This window comes from Polaribacter sp. AHE13PA, assembly GCF_019278505.1.
In the GTDB taxonomy this organism is placed as follows: Bacteria; Bacteroidota; Bacteroidia; order Flavobacteriales; family Flavobacteriaceae; genus Polaribacter.
In genome coordinates, this window is sequence record NZ_CP058985.1 from 3,686,068 (window position 1) to 3,707,613 (window position 21,546).

The window sequence follows — 21,546 nt, forward strand, 5'->3', positions numbered from 1 at the left end:
ACAAAAGAACGTAAAAAAAACACCCAATTGTCACTTCGAAGTATTTAGAAGTCTCATGACAGTGATAACACAACGTGAGCTACTTTATGCGATTTCTTCCAAAAGGTTGAAAAGATAAACACCGTAAACAAAAGCGAGCAAACAGGTTTAGCCCTGATTGAAACGACATCCTTTTTGCTTTTTCTGCAAAAAGATACAGTGGAAAGCAGGAAATAGCTTCTAAAAACACTTCTAAACTTTCTGTAAGACGCTTAATGCCGTTTTTACAGTATCAATTCTTATAAAAGTGATTAATAAACGAATTCCGTTTTTAGATTCTTTCTCTTTCATTACGCAACTTTTAGGGTTTAGTTGCACATATTTTAACATTCTTGTAAACGCATCTGTGTGATAAAAATCGCTTTGTTGATTTGCTACAAAATAACCCATCATTCTTTTTTGCTTTAGAATCACTTTCTCTAAACCAAGTTCTTTTGCCAACCATTTTATACGAACAGAATCTAATAAATCTTCTACTTGCGTAGGGATTTCTCCAAAACGATCTATAATTTCAGTTTCGAAAACCTGAATTTCATCTTCTGTTTTAAGTTCTCCTAATTTATTATACAAAGCCAATCTTTCTGTAATGGAGTTGATGTAGTCATCTGGGAATAAAATTTCGAAATCAGTATCAATTGTAACCTCTTTTACGTACTCTTTTGGTTTGGAATTATCTGTAGGATACAATTCTTTAAATTCATTCTCTTTCAGTTCTTCGATGGCTTCTTGCAATATTTTCTGATAGGTGTCAAACCCAATATCATTGATAAAACCACTCTGTTCTCCACCTAATAAATCTCCAGCTCCACGAATTTCTAAATCTTTCATGGCAATGTTAATTCCGCTTCCTAAATCTGAAAATAATACCAAGGCTTCTATACGTTTTCTGGCATCATCCGTCATCATGTGATACGGAGGTGTTATAAAATAACAGAAGGCTTTTTTGTTAGAACGACCAACTCTACCACGCATTTGGTGTAAGTCTGAAAGGCCGAAATTATTGGCATTGTTAATAAAAATAGTGTTGGCATTTGGTACATCTAAACCACTTTCTATAATGGTTGTAGAAACCAAAACATCAAAATCTCCATTCATAAAACCGAGCATTAATCCCTCTAGTTTTTTACCTTCCATTTGTCCGTGACCAATACCTACTTTTGCATTTGGTACTAAACGTTGAATTAAACCTGCAACTTCTTTAATATTCTCTATTCTATTATGGATAAAGAAAACTTGTCCACCTCTAGAAATTTCGTAAGCAATAGCGTCTCGTACTGTTTCTTCAGAAAAACGGATGACATTACTTTCTATAGGATGTCTGTTTGGTGGCGGTGTTTTTATAACCGATAAATCTCTTGCAGCCATTAAACTAAACTGCAACGTTCTAGGAATTGGAGTTGCGGTTAAGGTTAAAGTATCTACATTTTCCTTTAAAGTTTTTAACTTGTCTTTTACAGCAACACCAAATTTTTGCTCTTCGTCGATAATTAATAAACCTAAATCTTTAAATTGTAAGCGTTTGTTTGTAAGTTGATGCGTACCGATTATAATATCTACAGAACCATCATTTACACCATTTATAGCTTCGGTTTTTTGTTTTGCTGTTCTAAAACGGTTTAGGTAATCTATACGGACAGGGAAATCTTTTAAACGCTCGGTAAAAGTTTTATAATGTTGAAAAGCTAGTATGGTTGTTGGTACTAAAATTGCAACTTGCTTGCCGTTATCTACCGCTTTAAAAGCAGCTCTTACGGCAACTTCTGTTTTACCGAAACCAACGTCACCACAAACCAAACGGTCCATTGGTTGTTCTTTTTCCATATCTAATTTTACAGCTTGTGTAGATGTAAATTGATCTGGCGTATCTTCATACATAAAACTACCTTCTAGCTCATGTTGAATGTGAGTATCTGGACCAAAAGCAAATCCTTTTTGAAGTTTTCTTTTTGCGTATAATTGAATTAAATTAAAGGCAACATGTTTAACTCGGGCTTTTGTTTTTTGTTTAATTTTTTTCCAAGCACCAGAACCTAATTTATATATTTTAGGCGCTTTACCATCTTTTCCATTAAATTTAGAAATCTTGTGAAGCGAGTGAATACTTACATATAAAATGTCTCTTTCTCCATAGACCAATTTAATGGCTTCTTGCTTTTTACCTTGAACGTCTATTTTTTGTAAACCACCAAATTTTCCAATTCCGTGATCCATGTGTGTTACGTAATCGCCAATTTCTAGTTTGTTTAAATCTTGAAGGGTAATGGCTTGTTTTTTAGCGTACCCGTTTTTTAATCGGAATTTATGATAACGTTCAAAAATTTCATGATCGGTGTAACAAACCAACCTATTATCTACATCTACAAAACCTTGGTATAATGGAAAAACAACGGTTTCGTAATGTACTTCTTGTTCTGCATCATCAAAAATATCATGAAAACGTTTTGCTTGTTGATCGTTGGCACAAAAAATGTAATTAGTAAATTCTGCTTTGTGGTATTCTTCTAAATTATCAATTAATAAATCGAATTGTTTGTTAAATGAAGGTTGCGCAATGGTATTAAATTTAATTTCTGAAAGACCTTTCGTTTGTGTTTTAGTAGATATTTCTATGAGTGAAAAATCTTGTATTTGATTTTTGATATAACTTCCATCACAAAATAACTCACTTGGTTTTGCGTGTTTTATTTCTTTGGATAAATTTTGGAAAGCATCTTCTGCCTTTTGATAAAATTTATCTAGATTTCCGGTAATTAAATCAATGTTTTTTGCAAAAATGACTGTTTTTGAGGAGATGTATTTAAGAAAACTTTCTCTGTTTTCTTGTAATGTTTTGTTTTCTACATTTGGCATAATAGAAACCTTTTTCAGTTTCTCATTAGAGAGTTGTGTCTCTACATCAAAAGAACGAATACTGTCTATTTCATCACCAAAAAATTCTACTCGATAAGGTTCATCATTAGAAAAAGAAAAGACATCTATAATTCCTCCACGTACAGAAAAATCACCTGGTTCTGTAACAAAATCTACACGTTTAAATTTGTATTCGAATAAAACTTCGTTAACAAAATCGAGTGATAAACTTTCGCCTACAGCTACTTTTAACGTATTTTTTTCTAATTCTTTTTTGGTAACCACTTTTTCGAATAAAGCAGTTGGGTAGGTTACAATTACAGCAGGTTTTTTACGAGAATTAATTCGGTTTAAAACTTCTGATCGTAATAAAACATTGGCATTGTCTGTTTCTTCTATCTGATAAGGTCTTCTGTAAGAACCAGGATAAAAAAGAACATTTTTTTCACCTAACAATTGTTCTAAATCGTTAAGGTAATAAGCTGCTTCTTCTTTATCATTGAAGATTAAAAGATACGGTTTATCTACTTTTTTAAAAGTTTCTGAAATAACAAAAGACAACGAAGATCCGACCAAATTCGATATTTGAAAATGGTTTCTATCTTGTTGAAGTTGGTTAATTATCTGCGATACATTCGCAGAGTTTTGATATTGATTTACAATGTTCTGCTTGCTCAACCCGAAATATTTTAGCAAAGATATTAATTTGAATTTGTTAAATATAAAATGTTTAAAAACTATTTTAAATAAGATTTAATCTTTTATTAAAATAGTTTAGTGAAATTTACGTTTCATATTCTATAATGAGGATTTAATTATCTTTGTTGCATCTTAAAATAGTAGATTATAATGTAAGGTATTTGTTTGTAAATTATCAATTTAGAATTTATTAGGTGTTATTTTTATCATTTTCGAATAAATAAAACTTTAACGCAAATAAAATATACAGCACTTTATTTTCTTCGTTAAATCAATATCTTTGCCAAAAAAAATATTAGAAATTGCAAATTGCTTTTCTTCTCCCTAAAAAAGAAAATTAAAATGAAAAATATAGTTCTTATTCTTGTTTTTTTATTCACATTAAATAGTTTCAGTCAGAATGAAGTTAATAAATGGGCTGTAACAATTGGTACCGGTTCTGTTCTTTATTCTGTAGAAAATGGCCCAGATATGGGAGGTAGGCTTATTCCTCAATTTCCTAGATTATCTGTTGCTACCTACCTTTTTAAGAATATAACTTTAGCTGGTAGTATTTCTAGTGATTTTAATGATAGTCAAAAATACACCACTTATGATGGTGAGGTTAGATATGATTTTGGTACTTCAGGAAACACAATAAATCCCTATATATTAATTGGAGGTAGTCTTGTAAAGTCTAAACATGTATTACCAACTTTAAATTTTGGTATCGGTGGTACACTTTGGATTTCTGATCATTTTGGTTTACAAGGTGTATTAATGCATAAGTATAATGAAGAAAGATTCCAAAGTCAACGTTCTCACACATTTGGATCAGTCGGTGTTACATATCGTTTTTCACTAAGTGGAGGGAATGGTCGTTCTACTTCTGGAAGAAAACGTATTTGGGAATCTAAGCATTAATTTCTTCTATTATCTTATGGTAATTTGCCATTATGATTTTTATTTGAGCGCTATGTAACTTGTTAATATTTTAGTGATTTCTTCTGCTGATAGAAAAGAGTCTATCTGCTCATCAATCGTATTGTTTGTACTTATAATAATAGTAGAAGGATAGCTGATTGTGTTGTTTTTAGAAGCGAGCACTTCTACTATCTGATGAACTCCTGATTTATTTTTAAAAATTCTACCTTTTATGTTTATGGAGTCTTTACTTTCTGCATCAAAAGAAACAAAGTAAAAATGTTTGTTTAATAAATTTATAACTTTTTTATCGATAAAAGTATTCTTTTTCATAGCAAAACAATACTTACACCAGCTTGTGTGAAAAAAGACTATAATTGGCTTCTTTTCTTTTTCTTGTAATTTAAAAGCTTCTTCAAATGAATAATTTAGTAAAGTGTTGTTTTTCTGCCCATATAAAATACAGGTGGAAAGTATAAAAAAGAAAAGAAGCGTGTTTTTCATTATTGTATTTTATATCTAAGTCCTGCAAACATACGTATACCTTGGTTACCGGCATATACATAAGCTGGGTCGAATGCTAATTCTGGATTTGTTTCTGTATCTACTCCAACGTCAAAAGGATTGTCGCTATTTAAGATACTGTTAGCAGCAGGAGTGAAGTTTAATAAATTTTTTACCCCACCAAAAACTTCAAAAGTGTTGCTAATTTTTTTAGTAGCTTGTATGTTTTGTATACTATACCAAGGAGATGTTGGAGATCTAGGGTCATTTTCTCCCAATAAAGGTAAATCCATAGGTCCGTAAATGTTACCAGTGTAGTCAAGTAATAAATCGATAGATTTTATTCTGTAAGAAATACTCCAAGTACCACTAAAACTCTCTGTTAATAGCTGTCTTTCGGTAACTCCTTCTTCTGTTGTAGATACATCCATTAAAGTTGCACCAGCTATAATTGAAAGACCATTTCTAAAATTAATATCTGTATTTAGAGATATACCTTTAGATACTGCATAACCATCATCTAAGTTACCATAGATTATTTTGGAAGTATCAGTTTCATAATCTGCAACTATTTTATTGTTGAAATGCGTGTAAAAAACACTTCCATCTAAATTAATAATGGTATTATTTTTTGTAACTATTTTTTTAACATAGTTAATGTTTGCATTCCAAGAAGTTTCTGGAAGTAATTCATCTTCAAAAAATACGTCTCTGTTTCCTGTAAGGGCAGCATGGTCTTCTGTAAAAACATTAGCAACTCTAAAACCATTACCAATACTAACTCTTAAAACATCTTCATTATTATCAGAATTCCATTTGTAATTTACTCTTGGAGAAAAAACGCTTCCGTGTACATTATTATGATCATATCTTGCCCCTAACAACAGTTTGCTTTTTGGTGCTAATGTAATTTCATCTTGAATAAAAACACCTGGTAAGTGAGTAATTGATGGATCGTTTTCTGTTTCACTGCCAGTTGCAGTGGTATTGTCGTCGTAATTTGTGTAACGATAAGCAACTCCCATTAATATATCATGGTTTTTTCCAAAAGTAGTGTCGTATGTTAATTGTCCAAAAGCGATAAATTGATCAGCTTTGTAAAAAGTATCTCCGTAGTAAGAATTTTGGTCATGTCCATTCGCACTAAATTGAAAATTTAATTTTTCATCTGTAGGTAATTGGTAAGTTCCAAAAGTTTCCCATCTACTTGTGTAAATACTTTCTCCGTAAATTTCTGTTCCACCTCTAAATTCAGGTGTCCAATCCATTTCTCCACCCCATCTATCTTCGTAAACATAACGACCAGCTACCGTAAAAACACGATTGTTTTTTCTTTCGAAATCAAATTTATTAAAAATAGAAATTCTGTTTTGTAAGGTTAAATCTGTAAAACCATCATTGTTGTTATCAATTGGGTTTTGGTAATTAAAATAATTGATCCCTAATAAAGCATTCGTTTTTCCTAGCTTGTATTTTAAGCCAATATCAGTATTCACTTCTCCCCAAGAACTAGCGTAAGAATCTATCGTAAACAAAGGTGAAGAAGATGGTTTTTTAGTGATAATATTAATGATACCTCCAACTGCCTCAGAGCCATATAAAGTTGAAGCGGGTCCTTTTACAATTTCTACACGTTCTATTAATGCTTGCGGAATTCCTGTTAGTCCATAAACCGTAGAAAGTCCGCTTACAATTGGCATTCCGTCAATCATAACAAATGTATAAGCACCCTCTAATCCGTTTATATGAATATCACCAGTGTTGCAAACACTGCAGTTTACTTGTGGACGAACACCATTTACATTCTGCATTGATTCGAATATGGATGGTGATGGGTTTTTCATAAAAAAGGTAGGAGAGTATACTTCTACGGGCACAGGACTGTCTAATTTCTTAACAGGTTTCATGGTTCCAGAAATAACTATCTCATCTAAAGAGTTATCTTCTGATAGAGATAAATTTTGAGTAATTTTTTGATTTTCATCAATCGTTATTTTTATGAATTTAGATTGATAACCAACACTACTCGCAACAAGTGTGTAATTTCCTTTAGGGATATCTTTTAGTTTATAATAACCGTTTTCGTTAGAAGCTGTTCCAATTTTAGAGTTTTTTAAATAAACATTCACGTAAGCTAATGCATTTGAGCTATTCGTTATTTTTCCAGAAATAGAATTATTTTGGGAAAAAATTGTGTTTAAGCTGATAAGTGCTGTAAATAATAGAAGTCTTTTTAGTTTCATTTGATAAATATTTTTGACAAATATAATTTATTTTTTAGACCTGTCTAAAAATATATTTATTAAATTAAAAAAGTATATCTTTGTAGTATAAAATTTATAGATGTTTACACTTTCTGAAGAAAATTATTTAAAAGCAATTTATCATTTAGAGTTAGATGCTGTTAAAGGAATCAGTACAAATGCTATTGCTAAAAAATTAGAAACAAAAGCTTCTTCTGTTACAGACATGATAAAAAAATTGTCTGAAAAGGAAGTTGTTGTGTATAAGAAGTATAAAGGAGTTAAATTAACTAGTTTAGGAAAGAAGACTGCTGCAAATATTGTACGTAAGCACAGGCTTTGGGAAGTTTTTCTGGTAGATAAGTTAAATTTTTCTTGGGATGAAGTACATGATGTTGCGGAGCAATTAGAGCATATCAAATCTTCAAAATTAGTAGAGCAATTAGATGCTTTTTTGGGTTTTCCAACGCATGATCCTCATGGAGACCCTATTCCAGATAAAGACGGGAATTTAAAAACGATAGATAAAAGTTTATTATCAACTTTATTAAAAAATGAAAGCGGAATTTGTATTGGTGTTGATGATTCTTCTTCAGAATTTTTAAAGTTCTTAGACAAAAAAGGAATTACTTTAGGGCAACATATTACAGTTTTAGAAAAAGAAGACTTTGATGACTCCGTTTCTATTAAGGTTGATGATAAGAAATTATCAATTTCAAATAAAATAGCTAACAATTTATATATAAAAAAAATATGAATACCTACAACCCAATAGTAGCGCTCTTAGTGTTTTTTGGCGTTATTTTAATCTTGTATTTTATATTTAATCCTAAAAAAGGACTCTTTTTTAAATATCTCAAGGCTCGTAAAGAAACAGAAAAAACAGCGATTGAAGATATTTTAAAGTTATTGTATCATGATCCTAAAACATCTATAAGTACCATTTTTGATGAATTAGATTTTAGTCATAGTTTGTTATTAGAAAGTATTGATACTATGCTAGAAACTGGATTGATAAAAAAAGAGCATGAGCTTTTTTCATTGACCGAAGAAGGCGATGAATATGCATTAAGAATTGTAAGAGCACACCGTTTATGGGAAAAATATTTATCAGAAAAAACGGGTTTTCATAAAACTGAATGGCATAGTAGGGCAGAGAAAAAAGAACACGAGTTATCTGGTGAAGAAGTAGAAGATTTATCTACACTTTTAGGAAACCCAAGGTACGATCCTCATGGAGATCCAATTCCAACCAAAGCTGGTCAAATTCCTGAGAAAAAAGGAATGTTACTTGCAGATTTGCCTATTCTAAATTTTGGGAAAATTATTCATATAGAAGATGAGCCTACAAGTATTTATAAGCAAATTTTAGCAAAACATATTCATTTACATTCTCAGGTGTATATGAAAGAGATAAGTGAAAATCGCATTGTTTTTGAATCCGAAGGAGAGCAATTTGTTTTACCGCCATTAGTAGCAAAAAATATTACCGTAATTTCTTTAGACAAAGCAGATGTTGTAGAAACAGATACGTTACGTTTATCTAATTTAGAAAATAACCAAAAAGCAACAATTATAGGTGTCTCTAAAGAATGTAGAGGGGAAAATAGACGTAGATTATTAGATTTAGGTTTTGTAAAAGGAGCAACGGTTAGTATCGATTTATTAAATCCGTTAGGAGATCCAAAAGCATTTTTAATTAAAGGAACTGCTATTGCCTTAAGAAAAGATCAGGCAGTTAAAATTTTAATTACCAAAGCATAAAAAAATGAAAACAGCAACAAAATCAGCTTGTGACACTTGTGCACATCATACTTTAGAAGGTGTTAAAAAACTGGGTGTAGATACAGAGAATGTAGACTTTGTAATTGCGTTAGCAGGAAACCCAAATACAGGAAAAAGTACTGTTTTTAATGCATTAACAGGGTTGAGGCAGCATACAGGTAATTGGCCAGGAAAAACAGTAACTAGAGCAGAAGGAGCGTTTGAATATCAGCAACAAAAGTTTAAATTAATAGATTTACCAGGTACCTATTCTTTAATGTCTCGATCTGAAGATGAAGAAGTTGCTAGAAATTTTATCCTTTTTGGTAAACCAACATTAACGGTAATAGTTGTTGATGCAAGCAGGTTAGAGCGTAATTTAAATTTGGTACTTCAAATTTTAGAAATCTCTTCGAACGCAGTTCTTTGTCTAAACTTAATGGACGAGGCGGAAAAAAATAATATAAACATAGACTATAGAAGTTTATCTAGAGAATTAGGAATTCCTGTGGTACCAACAAGTGCAAGATCTAAAGAAGGAATTCCAGAATTAATTGCCGCAATTAGTGATTTGGCAAACGGAAAAATAGTTTGTAAACCTTATAAAATAAAAAGCATTCCAAAACATGTAGAAGATGCTGTGCAGAAATTGAGTGCAGCTATTAAAGAAGAGTATCCAACTGTTTCAAATAGCAGGTGGTTAGCTTTTAGGGTTTTAGAAGGAGATACGCATATTTTAGATGCCTTAAAAACAGGTGATTTTATTTAATTGAAGAGAATGGGAACAAAAAACATTGATAAAATTATAGAATTATCTAACGAATTGCGTTGGCAAATTGGCGATGATTTTCACGATAATTTAACGGAAGCAATTTATGCTGATGCTTCTAAGATTGTTGAAAAAACAGTTGTAAAAGATAATAAAAAAGGAGCTTTTTATTTAAATGCTAAAATAGATAAAATAGTAACTAGTAAAATTTGGGGTTTTCCAATTATGCTATTGTTATTAGGTTTAGTACTTTGGTTAACTATTATTGGGGCAAATTACCCATCATCTATGTTGGCAAGTTTGTTGTTAGATACAATTCATCCTTTATTAAAAGAGGGTGCTGCATTCTTGAGTTTTCCTTGGTGGTTGTCTGGTTTTTTAATTGATGGTATTTATTTAGCAGTTGCTTGGGTAATTGCTGTAATGTTGCCGCCAATGGCCATCTTTTTTCCATTATTTACCTTATTAGAAGATTTTGGATATTTACCTAGAGTTGCCTTTAATATGGATTCACTTTTTAAAAAATCTGGAGCACATGGTAAGCAAGCTTTAACTATGACAATGGGCTTTGGTTGTAATGCGGCCGGAGTTGTAGCAACTAGAATTATTGATAGTCCGAGAGAGCGATTAATTGCAATTATTACTAATAATTTTTCTTTGTGTAATGGTCGTTGGCCAACGCAGATTCTATTAGCAACGATCTTTATTGGAGCTGTTGTTCCGTCAACATATTCAAGTTTAATTTCTTTGGTTGCTGTTGTAGGAATTGCCGTTTTAGGAATCTTTTTTATGTTTTTCTTTTCTTGGGCATTGTCTAAAACAGTTTTAAAAGGAGAGGTTTCAACTTTTAATTTAGAGTTGCCTCCTTATAGAACACCTTTATTTTGGAAAACCATTTACACTTCTTTAATAGATAGAACATTAATAGTTTTATGGAGAGCCATTGTGTTTGCGGCACCTGCTGGAGCGGTAATATGGTTAATTTCTAATATTTTTATTGGTGATGAAAGTATTGCGTTGCATTTAATTGATTTTTTAGATGGCTTTGGATTTCTATTAGGCTTAAATGGTGTTATTTTATTGGCTTATGTAGTTGCTATTCCTGCTAATGAAATTGTAATTCCGTCTATATTAATGTTAACAGTAATGGTAACGGGAGCTGTTGGTGGCGCAGGAGCGGGTGTAATGTTTGAGTTAGATTCTGTTACAGCAACAGGTGATATTTTAAAAAGTGGTGGATGGACGCTTTTAACAGCGGTGAATGTAATGTTGTTTAGTTTGTTGCATAATCCTTGTAGCACAACTATTTATACTATTTATAAAGAAACAAAAAGTAAAAAATGGACTGTGGTAGCAACAATTTTACCCGTTATAGCAGGTTTTATAATTACGTTTTTGGTAGCTCAAATTTGGAGAATTTTAAGCTAATCACTCTAAAATAAATTTTGATATTTAACTGAAATTAATTGCTTAATTTGTATTTTGCAGTAAAATAAATTGTGCAAAATACATCATCCTTTCAGGTTTATAACGCTTCTGCAGGAAGTGGAAAAACCTTTACGCTCGTAAAAGAATACATTAAAGTTTTATTAACTTCTGATGATATTTTTTCATTTCAGAAAATTTTAGCAATCACGTTTACCAATAAAGCAGCTGGTGAAATGAAAGAGCGTGTATTGTCTAGTTTAGAAGATTTTGCAGATGGTGAGGAAAATGATTTATTGAATATTATTGTTGATGAAATAAAGATTGATAAAGCAATCATTCAGGAAAGAAGTAAGAAAATTTTAGATGCAATTTTAAAAAATTATTCTGCTTTTTCAATTACTACAATTGATAGTTTTACACATAAAATAATTAAAAACTTCGCGTTCGATTTAGGTTTGTCACTTAATTTTGAAGTAGAAATGGATGCCGTTTCTCTTTTAAATGAAGCTGTAGATGTTTTAATTTCTAAGATTGGAACAGATGAAAAACTGACAAACCTTTTAATAGATTATTCACTAGATAAAACAGATGATGATAAGTCTTGGGATATTTCTAGAGATTTAAGTGAGTTTGCAAGAATCTTATTAAATGAAGATGATGTGCAACATTTTAGAAGTCTTGCGGATAAAAAATTAGAAGATTTTACAAACTTAAAGTCGAAGTTATATAATCAGCAAAAAGAATTAAAAGATTCCATTAAAAAAGTTGGTGAAGAGTGTCTTGAGTTAATAGAAAACAACGATTTAGAGCATAAAAATTTTATGCGAGGTACTATTCCTAAATTCTTTGCAGATTTAAGCACGAAATCTGTAGATATAGATTTTATCAAACGAAGTGAAACGATAAAAAAAGCAATCGAGAATAATCAATATTACTCAAAGTCTACCGCAGAGTTTATTGCAAGTTCTATAGATCAAATTGTTCCTGATATTGTTCGATTATTTAAGGAAGCTGAAGTTGTTTATCAGCAATTCTCCATGAATAAATTGGCGTTGAAAAGTATTATTCCTTTAGCCGTTTTAAATAATATAAATTCAGAGTTAGAAAATATAAAAGAAGACAATAATATTCGATTAAATGCAGAGTTTAATCAATTGATTTCGGATAATATAAAAGACCAACCAGCTCCTTTTATTTATGAAAGAATTGGGCAACGTTTTCAGCATTATTTTATTGATGAAATGCAAGATACTTCTGTGTTGCAATGGCAAAATTTAGTGCCGTTAATAGACAATACGTTGGCGCAAGAAAATAGCAATTTATTATTGGTTGGTGATGGAAAACAAGCCATTTATAGATGGCGTGGAGGAAAAGCGGAACAATTTATTGAATTAGGTTCAGATAGATTGAATCCTTTTCATGTTTCTAAAGAAATTAAGAATTTAGAAACCAATTTTAGAAGTTATTCAGAGGTTATTAATTTTAATAATTCGTTTTTTCAGCATACGGCAAATTTCATTCATAATGAATCGTATAAGAATATTTTTATAGAAGGTAACAAGCAAATAGAAAATGCTAAAAAGGGAGGTTTAGTTTCGTTAACCTTCCTTGAAAAAAATGAAGACAAAGAGCTCGAAAAAGTAAAATATCCGCAAAAGGTTTTAGAGAAAATCCACCAATTAAAGGAGAGTTTTTCTTTGAGTGAAATTTGCGTGTTGACTCGTACTAGAAAAGACGGAGTTGCAGTGGCAAATTATTTATCAGAAAAAGGAATTGATATTGTTTCGTCGGAAACCTTATTGCTTAAAAATAGTGCAAAAGTTACTTTTATTGTTGATGTTTTAAAGGTTTTACAAAACCCAAGTGATGAGGAAACACGTTTTGAAATGCTGTATTTTTTACATCAACATTTACAGATAGAAAAACCAAAACATGTCTTTTTTAATGAATTTGCAAAATCGGATAATCAAACTATTTTAGAGTCTTTAAAAAACCTTGGTGTCACGTTTAATATTTCGGCATTTCATCAATTGCCGTTTTATGAGAAAATAGAAGAAATTATTAGAGGTTTTAATTTGATAAATTCCTCTGATGCATATCTTCAATTTTTTCTAGATGTTGTTTTAGAACAGCAAAGAAACGGAACTGATGTTGGAGAGTTTTTAGAGTTTTGGGAACTTAAAAAAGAACGACTAAGTATTGTTGCTCCAGAAAGTGCTGGTGCAGTTCAGATTATGACGATTCATAAATCGAAGGGATTGGAATTTCCGGTGGTTATTTTTCCTTGTGATGTAGATGTCTATCGACAGATAAAACCAAAATCATGGTTAGATCAATTGCCAGAATCATATGAAGGTTTCGACGAACTATTAGTTGATTATAGTAAAAGTTTAAGTATTGTTAGTGAAAGAGGTTTAAATATTTATAACAAGCAACGCGAAGAATTAGAATTAGATAATTTTAATCTATTGTATGTTACTTTAACAAGAGCTGTAGAGCAATTACATGTTATTACTGATAAAAAAATATCAGCTAAAGGAGAGGAGAATACTAATTTTTATTCAGGTGTTTTTATCAATTATTTAAAACAGCAAAACCTTTGGAATGATGATCTTTCTGAATATATTTTTGGAGATGTGCAAAGGGTCAGTGAAAAGAAAGAAGAAAGTTCTGTTGCAGAAATCCATGAGAAATTTATTTCAACTCCTTGGCAAGAACATAATATTGTTTTGTTAGCAAATTCTTCTAAATTATGGAATACAGAACAAGGAAAAGCTATTGATTTTGGGAATTTATTTCATGAAATTTTATCTAAAATTATTACTTCAAAAGATATTGAGAAAGTTATTTCTATTTATTATCAACAAGGAGTTATAAATAAAGAACAGCAAATTTTTATTACAAAAAGTGTTTTTAGTATTGTAAATCATCCTGAATTAGAACTTTATTTTTCAGATAAAGTTAAAGTTTTTAATGAAAGGGAAATTGTTGATGTAGATAATCAGATTATTATTTTAGATAGGTTGATTTTTATAGCAGATAAAAAAGTGGTTATTATTGATTATAAGACAGGGAACCCTTCGTCAGAATATCATCAGCAGTTATTAAGGTATGAAAGAACTCTAAAATCAATGAATTTTAAAGTAGAAAAAAAACTATTGATCTATATTAATGAAGAAATTGACGTTGTTGAGGTGTAATTTGTAGAAAAGTATCAACTTAAAAATTAAGATAAATTTATAATTAAAAATAGTAATTTAACTGCTTAATTCTTTTCTCTTTAGAGCTGAAAAAAAAAGTTAGAAAAAAGAATTGGTTATCCTTTAGTTCATGCTAATGAGTGTTTTAAAGAACTTGATTAAAGTCTTTATAAAAATTATAGAGTGAATTCAAGGGGAATTAGAATTAATAAAACGTATTGTTTTAATAATATTTTGTAGATTTGTCTTTGTATATACGATTTAAGGATTTACTTTTGCGTATAATAATAACGAACTTTTAATTTAAAAATTTGATAATGAAACGATTAAGAATAGCTGTGATAGCTTTGTTTACGTTGGTAACAGTTGGTAACGTAAACGCACAAGATGAAAACAACCCGTGGGCTGTAGGTTTTGGTGTAAACGTAGTAGACTTTTACAATGGTGATGACTTTAGTGACCAAATAAAAGATTTATTAGGTAACGGAGATTGGAATATTTTACCTTCTATTTCTAGAATATCTGGAGAAAAGTATTTAGACAAAGGTTTCTCTTTACAATTAGCGGGGTCTTTAAATAAAATTGAAACAGTTACAATTAAAGATGATTCAGATTTTCTTTATTGGGCTGTAGATGCAGTTGTAAAGTATGACTTAAATAACTTAGTTGGACAAACAGGTTGGTTTGATCCTTATGTATATTTAGGTGGAGGTTATACTTCTGTAGATTCTAGTGGTGAAGCAATGTTAAATGGAGGTGTTGGTTTTAACACTTGGTTTAATGATAACTTAGGATTAAACTTTCAAACAGGAACTAAAAAAGGTTTTTCTGATAATGTAAGAGCGCATTACCAAACTTCTTTAGGTTTAGTGATTAAATTTGGAGGAACAGATACTGACGGAGACGGAGTATATGATAAAGATGATGCTTGTCCAGAAGAAGCAGGTTTAGTAGAATTTAATGGTTGTCCTGATGCTGATGGCGATGGAGTAAAAGATTCTGATGATGCTTGTCCTTCAGTTGCAGGTTTAGCAGCTATGAATGGTTGTCCTGATTCTGACGGAGACGGTGTAGCTGATAAAGATGATATGTGTCCTAGTGCTAAAGGAACTAAAGCTAATAAAGGTTGCCCAGATACAGACGGAGATAGTGTAGCTGATAAAGATGATAAATGTCCATCTGTTGCAGGACCAGCTGATAATGCAGGATGTCCTTGGCCAGATACTGACGGAGACGGAGTTTTAGATAAAGATGATAAATGTCCTGAGTTTGCAGGTGTTGCTTCTAATAATGGTTGTCCAGAAGACGCTATGACAGCAGAGCAAATTGCAGCTTTATCAGGATATTCAAAAGAAATCTTATTTAGTACAGATAGCGCTAAAATTAATAGAGCATCTGCTGGAAAATTAGATAAAGTTTATGATTTAATTAGTTCTGTAGATAATGTAATCTATGTAATAGAAGGTTATGCAGATAGTAGAGGAGCTAGTGCTTACAACTTATACTTAACTGAAAGAAGAGCAGAATCTGCTAAAGCTTATTTAGTTGAAAAAGGTTTTGACGCTAATAGATTAGAAACAGTTGGTCAAGGAGAGAAAGATCCTATTGCATCTAACAACACTAGTTTAGGAAGAAGTAAAAACAGAAGAGTAGTTATTAAGTTATCTGATAAATAATTTTTAACTACATTTTAATATAAAACTCTGCTCATTTTGAGCAGAGTTTTTTTTGTTTCTGTTATTTGTTTCTTTTTCAATTAAAAAAGAGGAAAATCTTTTTTAATTAAGGACAAAAAAATTACCTTTGCAATCTGAAAAAAGAGGCTGAAATCTCTGAAATAAAATAATAACTTTAATTAGATACATAATGTCTACAATAACAGGTAAAGTTTCACAAATTATTGGGCCAGTAATTGATGTTGAATTCAATACTGAAAATGAACTTCCTAAAATTTACGATTCGTTAGAAATCAAAAAAGCTGACGGCTCTATTTTAGTATTAGAGGTACAACAGCATATTGGAGAAGATACAGTTAGAACTATCTCAATGGATGCTACTGATGGATTAAGTAGAGGAACTGAGGTTGTGGCTACAGGTAATCCTATTCAAATGCCTATCGGAAACGATATTTATGGCCGTTTGTTTAATGTAACTGGAGATGCTATTGATGGTTTAGGTAACTTGAAAAAAGAAGGTAAAGATGGTTTGCCAATTCACAGATCTGCACCTAAATTTGAAGATTTATCAGTATCTACTGAAGTTTTATTTACAGGTATTAAAGTAATCGATTTAATTGAGCCTTATGCAAAAGGAGGTAAAATTGGATTATTTGGAGGAGCAGGAGTAGGTAAGACAGTATTAATTCAAGAGTTAATTAACAACATTGCAAAAGGACATGGTGGTTTATCAGTCTTTGCAGGTGTTGGAGAAAGAACTCGTGAAGGAAACGATTTACTTCGTGAAATGTTAGAGTCTGGAATTATAAAATACGGAGACGATTTTATGCATTCTATGGAAGCAGGAGGATGGGATTTATCTAAAGTAGATAAACCTGGAATGAAAGGTTCTAAAGCTACTTTCGTATTCGGTCAAATGAACGAGCCACCTGGAGCACGTGCACGTGTTGCGTTATCTGGTTTAACAATTGCAGAATACTTTAGAGATGGAGCTGGAGAAGCAGAAGGTAAAGATGTTCTTTTCTTTGTTGATAATATTTTCCGTTTTACACAAGCAGGTTCTGAGGTGTCAGCACTTTTAGGACGTATGCCATCAGCGGTAGGTTACCAACCAACATTAGCAACAGAAATGGGTGCAATGCAAGAGCGTATTACATCAACTAAAAAAGGTTCTATTACATCTGTACAAGCAGTATATGTACCTGCAGATGATTTAACAGATCCAGCACCAGCAACAACGTTTGCGCATTTAGATGCAACAACAGTATTGTCTCGTAAGATTGCAGAATTAGGTATTTACCCAGCGGTAGATCCTTTAGATTCAACTTCAAGAATTTTATCTGCAGAAATTTTAGGTGATGAGCATTATAATACTGCAACAGCTGTAAAAGAAATTTTACAACGTTATAAAGAATTACAAGATATTATTGCAATTTTAGGTATGGAAGAATTATCTGAAGAAGATAAATTAGTAGTTCATAGAGCTAGACGTGTACAACGTTTCTTATCTCAACCTTTCCACGTAGCTGAACAATTTACTGGTATACCAGGGGTTTTAGTTGATATTAAAGACACTATTAAAGGTTTTAATATGATTATGGATGGTGAGTTAGATAAATACCCTGAAGCAGCATTTAACTTAAGAGGATCAATTCAAGATGCAATTGATGCTGGAGAGAAAATGTTAGCAGAAGCATAAAATTAGTCAGCGGTTTGCAGTTTTCAACCTTAAAAAAGAAAGTAAACTGCAAATTGAAGACTGTAAACTATAAGAGATATGTTTTTAGAAATTGTAACACCAGAAGCTATATTATTTTCAGCAAGAATTGACTCATTGTCAGTTCCTGGAGAAAATGGTGAGTTTCAAATGTTAAATAATCACGCACCAATTGTTGCTAACTTAAAGGAAGGAATAGTTAAAATTCATGTTCATAGTAAAGAACATTTAGAATTTGATCAATTTAAAGGGCATTATGAAATTCATATAGATGATGATAATATTCTAACAATTGCTATTAAATCTGGAACTTTAGAATTAAAAGATAATAAAGCAATTATTTTAGCAGATTAAATTTCTAAAATAATTATAAAAATTAAAAGTCTCAAAACAACAGTTTTGAGACTTTTTTAATTTAAACACTTTCTATAAAGTATCAAGTGTATTTTTTGCAATTTCCCCCTTTACTTTTCTTTTTATTTCATACTTCAAAATTGGTAAATAATTAGGAATAAATGGTTAGTGTAAATCATTGAATTTATACAGGAAAAACCCCTTTTTAAGCAAGTTTGATATAAGTAGTGTTTCGATTAAGTGTTTGATATATAGTGTTTAATATTGTTTTTTACTTTTACTCTTCTTAGATTATAATTTAATTTGTATTTTCAAGCGTATTAATCCAACTACTATATTATGAAAACAGTTTTTAAATTTTATCAAATATTTTTTTTAGCATTATTTATAATTAGTTGTAAGTCTGAAACAATATCTCAGGTTACTGAAGTTGATAGTTCTAGGCCTTCTAATACGATCACTTATAAAGAAATGGCTAGTATGTTTCATCAATATGATGTAGGACAGAAACCTGTTTTAGACAAGTATAGGAAAGAACTTACAGGTGATGCTAATGAAATTGAGAGTATTTCTCATTTTTACGATATTAATCAATTAAAGCAATATATTGCTTATGTAGAAAGGTTATCAAAAGAAAAAGATATTGAGCTTACTGGTGTTAGAATTTTTACTGCTGCATATCCTAAAGATTATCCAGAAGAGATTTTAAGAGGTAGACAGACTTTAATTTTTATGCCAACTGCAGATACTAAAGAAAAGAAAAATGTTGCTTATGAGCCTTTGTATTCTAATAAAGGAGAAGCAATCCCTTTTACAAAATTTTTAGATCAATTTAGTAGTAAAGAAACCAAGCAGGTAGTTAGAGCTTCTTTTTTACCTTTTATTGGTGCTCAAGAAGATCTTAAAAGTTCTGGGGCTAATAGATTGAAACCAACACCACCAATGTAATATTTTGGATAAATTAATTTACATATTATATTTTGTAGCCATAGTAGTCTATGCTATTTTCTATTTTAAAAAATCTTTTGATGTTGATTTAAAATACTTTTTGGGGTACTTGATTGCTATGTTTGCTTGTGAGATGATTGCAAGCTATGTAAAATATAGTTTAGAGCTAGATAATTTGTGGGTATATAATACTCTTACTTTTGTCGAATTTAATTTCTTATTTTTATTTGCAAAACAAATATTATTTTCAGCAAAAACTCGAAAAACAGTTACGGGTCTTATAATTCTTTTTAATGTAGTTTATTTCTTAACTACGCTCTATTATTTGTATCAAGGAACTTATTTTGAGGTTTACAATAGTATTGCCTCCATTTCTGGTAGTTTGTTAATTGCTATTGTTTTATTTTTATTTTATAAGGATTTTTTATCTTCTAATGAAATTCTTAATTATAAGCGATCTCTTACTTTTTGGATCGCTTTTGGACTATTGTGCTATTATTTAGGTACCATACCAATCACTTCTATTTTAAACAATATGAAAGGTACTTCTAGGGCTGTAATAGACTATTTATATAATATTCAGTTAGTGTTAGTGATATTTATGTATAGTTGTTTTATATTGGGAGCACTATGGAGTCAGAAGCGAGTCAAATAATATTAATTGTAACCACTATAATAATCATCACATTTGTTATTTTTATTATTTTATTGTTTACTGTTTTTCAAAAAAGAAAGAATAGCCTTCTAGAACTGCAAGCGGAAAATAAAAAAAGGTTTGAAAGAGAAATAGCCGAAACACAAATAGAAATTAGAGAAGAAACTTTAAGAAATATTAGTTGGGAATTGCACGATAATATTGGGCAGTTATTAACTTTAGCTAAAATTCAATTGCAGAATGCTTCTCCAGAAAATATCCACGAAGTTTCAGAAACGATTACTAAAGGTTTAACAGAGGTAAGAGCATTATCAAAATTAATTAACCCTGAAGCGATAAAGAATATAAAATTAAGAGAAGCCGTACAATTAGAAATAGATCGTTTTAATAGATTAAACTTTATAAATGCGAGCTTGATAATTTTAGGGAATGAACATATAATTAATGAAAAATCTAGCATCATTATTTTTCGAATTTTGCAGGAGTTCTTTTCTAATACCATAAAACATTCTAAGGCATCCAAATTAACCGTTGAATTAAATTTTGGTGCCATTAATTTAGAAATTACTGCAAAAGATAACGGAGTTGGTTTTTCATCATTAGAAAATAAACGAAACGGTATAGGACTTGAAAATATTAAAAATAGAGCAAAATTAATTGGAGCTACAGCAGTTTTTACTTCTGAAGTAAATAAAGGTACTTCCTTAAATATAGTATATAGGTTATGATGAAATATTCAGTTGTTATTGTAGATGATCACACATTGCTTTCACAAGCAATTGCTGCTATGGTAAATACTTTTAATAAATTTAAAGTTTTATATACGTGCAAAAATGGACAAGAATTAGTTGATAAATTCTCTTCTTCACCAGAATTTATTCCAGATGTTGTTTTAATGGATATCAATATGCCTATAATGAATGGAATTGAAACAACTGAATGGATCTCTAAAAACCATAATGAAGTACATGTAATGGCACTTTCTGTGGAAGATGAAGACGCTACTATTTTAAAAATGTTAAAAGTTGGTGCTATTGGTTACTTATTAAAAGATACCGAAAAAGTAGTTTTAGAAAAAGCTTTGGTGGAAATAGCAGAAAATGGATTTTATCATACCAAAAATGTAACCAATTTATTAATGAAATCTCTTTCTGGAAATGGAGAGGCAGAAATAAAATTTAAAGAAAGAGAAATTACTTTTATGAAACATGCTTGTTCTGAATTAACCTATAAGGAAATTGCAGAAATTATGTGTTTAAGTCCAAAAACAATTGATGGGTATAGAGATGTTTTGTTTACTAAATTACATGTAAAGAATAGAGTTGGTTTGGTTATGTATGCAATCAAAAATAAAATTTACACTCCATAAAAAAAGTGTAAATTTGCAGCATGGAAGAAACGAACAGACAACGTAAAATTGCAGGAGTATTGCAAAAGGATTTGGTAGATGTTTTACAGAAAGCAGCGCAAGATGGAATGAAAGGAATAATTATTTCTGTTTCTAAGGTTCACGTAACATCAGATTTAGGAGTCGCTAAAGTTTATTTAAGTGTATTTCCTTCTAGCAATAGAGAAGAAATTATTAAAGGTGTACAATCTAATACGGTTTTAATTCGCCATGAAATGGCAAAAAGAACAAAACACCAATTACGTAGAATGCCAGAATTATTATTTTTTGGAGATGATACGTTAGATTATATTGAGGAAATTGATAAATCTTTAAAAGGTGAAGATGACAACCCTATTAAAGATCCTAGCGTTTTACCAAGACGTAAAAGAAGTTAAATTCATTCTCGC

Annotated in this window: 15 protein-coding genes and 1 pseudogene; 13 read left to right on the top strand and 3 right to left on the bottom strand. The window is 30.6% G+C overall.

From position 1 onward, the window contains the following. Positions 1 to 231: 231 nt before the first annotated feature. Positions 232 to 3,567 (bottom strand): transcription-repair coupling factor, encoded by a 3,336-nt coding sequence (mfd, locus tag H0I28_RS15675; protein ID WP_218759691.1) that lies wholly within the window; start codon positions 3,565 to 3,567, stop codon positions 232 to 234. A gap of 363 nt (positions 3,568 to 3,930) precedes the next feature. Here mfd and H0I28_RS15680 point away from each other — a divergent pair, with 363 nt between their 5' ends. Next, positions 3,931 to 4,491 carry a hypothetical protein gene (locus H0I28_RS15680; protein WP_218759692.1) on the top strand — a complete coding sequence of 187 codons (561 nt, stop codon included), beginning with the start codon at positions 3,931 to 3,933 and terminating at the stop codon, positions 4,489 to 4,491. Positions 4,492 to 4,530: 39 nt separating this feature from the next. Here H0I28_RS15680 and H0I28_RS15685 read toward each other — a convergent pair whose 3' ends face one another. After that, a complete protein-coding gene (locus H0I28_RS15685; protein ID WP_218759693.1) occupies positions 4,531 to 4,995 on the bottom strand; it encodes a thioredoxin family protein in 465 nt (154 codons plus the stop codon). Then, a complete protein-coding gene (locus H0I28_RS15690) occupies positions 4,995 to 7,238 on the bottom strand; it encodes a TonB-dependent receptor (RefSeq protein ID WP_218759694.1) in 2,244 nt (747 codons plus the stop codon). Before H0I28_RS15690 ends, H0I28_RS15685 begins: the two co-directional genes overlap by 1 nt. A 100-nt stretch (positions 7,239 to 7,338) precedes the next feature. Between H0I28_RS15690 and H0I28_RS15695 the strand changes: the two genes are divergently transcribed. From H0I28_RS15695 to rbfA, 12 genes and pseudogenes are all read left to right on the top strand, one after another. Further along, positions 7,339 to 7,995, top strand: coding sequence for a metal-dependent transcriptional regulator (locus H0I28_RS15695; RefSeq protein WP_218759695.1), 657 nt, complete (start codon positions 7,339 to 7,341; stop codon positions 7,993 to 7,995). Then, positions 7,992 to 9,002, top strand: coding sequence for a DtxR family transcriptional regulator (locus tag H0I28_RS15700; RefSeq protein WP_218759696.1), 1,011 nt, complete (start codon positions 7,992 to 7,994; stop codon positions 9,000 to 9,002). Before H0I28_RS15695 ends, H0I28_RS15700 begins: the two co-directional genes overlap by 4 nt. A 4-nt stretch (positions 9,003 to 9,006) precedes the next feature. Further along, positions 9,007 to 11,199: pseudogene (gene feoB / locus H0I28_RS15705) on the top strand (ferrous iron transport protein B). Positions 11,200 to 11,270: 71 nt separating this feature from the next. Then, complete coding sequence (locus tag H0I28_RS15710) at positions 11,271 to 14,399, top strand: exodeoxyribonuclease V subunit beta (protein WP_218759698.1); 3,129 nt, start codon at positions 11,271 to 11,273, stop codon at positions 14,397 to 14,399. A gap of 317 nt (positions 14,400 to 14,716) precedes the next feature. Further along, positions 14,717 to 16,075 (top strand): OmpA family protein, encoded by a 1,359-nt coding sequence (locus tag H0I28_RS15715; protein WP_218759700.1) that lies wholly within the window; start codon positions 14,717 to 14,719, stop codon positions 16,073 to 16,075. 190 nt (positions 16,076 to 16,265) lie between these two features. After that, complete coding sequence (atpD, locus tag H0I28_RS15720; protein ID WP_165734304.1) at positions 16,266 to 17,774, top strand: F0F1 ATP synthase subunit beta; 1,509 nt, start codon at positions 16,266 to 16,268, stop codon at positions 17,772 to 17,774. 78 nt (positions 17,775 to 17,852) lie between these two features. Next, positions 17,853 to 18,146 carry a F0F1 ATP synthase subunit epsilon gene (locus H0I28_RS15725; protein WP_165734305.1) on the top strand — a complete coding sequence of 98 codons (294 nt, stop codon included), beginning with the start codon at positions 17,853 to 17,855 and terminating at the stop codon, positions 18,144 to 18,146. Positions 18,147 to 18,485: 339 nt separating this feature from the next. Next, positions 18,486 to 19,094 carry a hypothetical protein gene (locus tag H0I28_RS15730; RefSeq protein ID WP_218759701.1) on the top strand — a complete coding sequence of 203 codons (609 nt, stop codon included), beginning with the start codon at positions 18,486 to 18,488 and terminating at the stop codon, positions 19,092 to 19,094. Positions 19,095 to 19,098: 4 nt separating this feature from the next. After that, complete coding sequence (locus tag H0I28_RS15735) at positions 19,099 to 19,749, top strand: hypothetical protein (RefSeq protein ID WP_218759702.1); 651 nt, start codon at positions 19,099 to 19,101, stop codon at positions 19,747 to 19,749. Next, positions 19,725 to 20,477 carry a sensor histidine kinase gene (locus H0I28_RS15740; protein ID WP_218759704.1) on the top strand — a complete coding sequence of 251 codons (753 nt, stop codon included), beginning with the start codon at positions 19,725 to 19,727 and terminating at the stop codon, positions 20,475 to 20,477. Before H0I28_RS15735 ends, H0I28_RS15740 begins: the two co-directional genes overlap by 25 nt. After that, the gene (locus tag H0I28_RS15745) at positions 20,474 to 21,118 is read left to right on the top strand and encodes a response regulator transcription factor (RefSeq protein WP_218755085.1); all 645 of its coding nucleotides are present in this window, start codon (positions 20,474 to 20,476) and stop codon (positions 21,116 to 21,118) included. Before H0I28_RS15740 ends, H0I28_RS15745 begins: the two co-directional genes overlap by 4 nt. Positions 21,119 to 21,138: 20 nt before the next feature. Continuing rightward, complete coding sequence (rbfA, locus tag H0I28_RS15750; protein WP_165734310.1) at positions 21,139 to 21,534, top strand: 30S ribosome-binding factor RbfA; 396 nt, start codon at positions 21,139 to 21,141, stop codon at positions 21,532 to 21,534. The last annotated feature ends 12 nt before the right edge of the window (positions 21,535 to 21,546 follow it).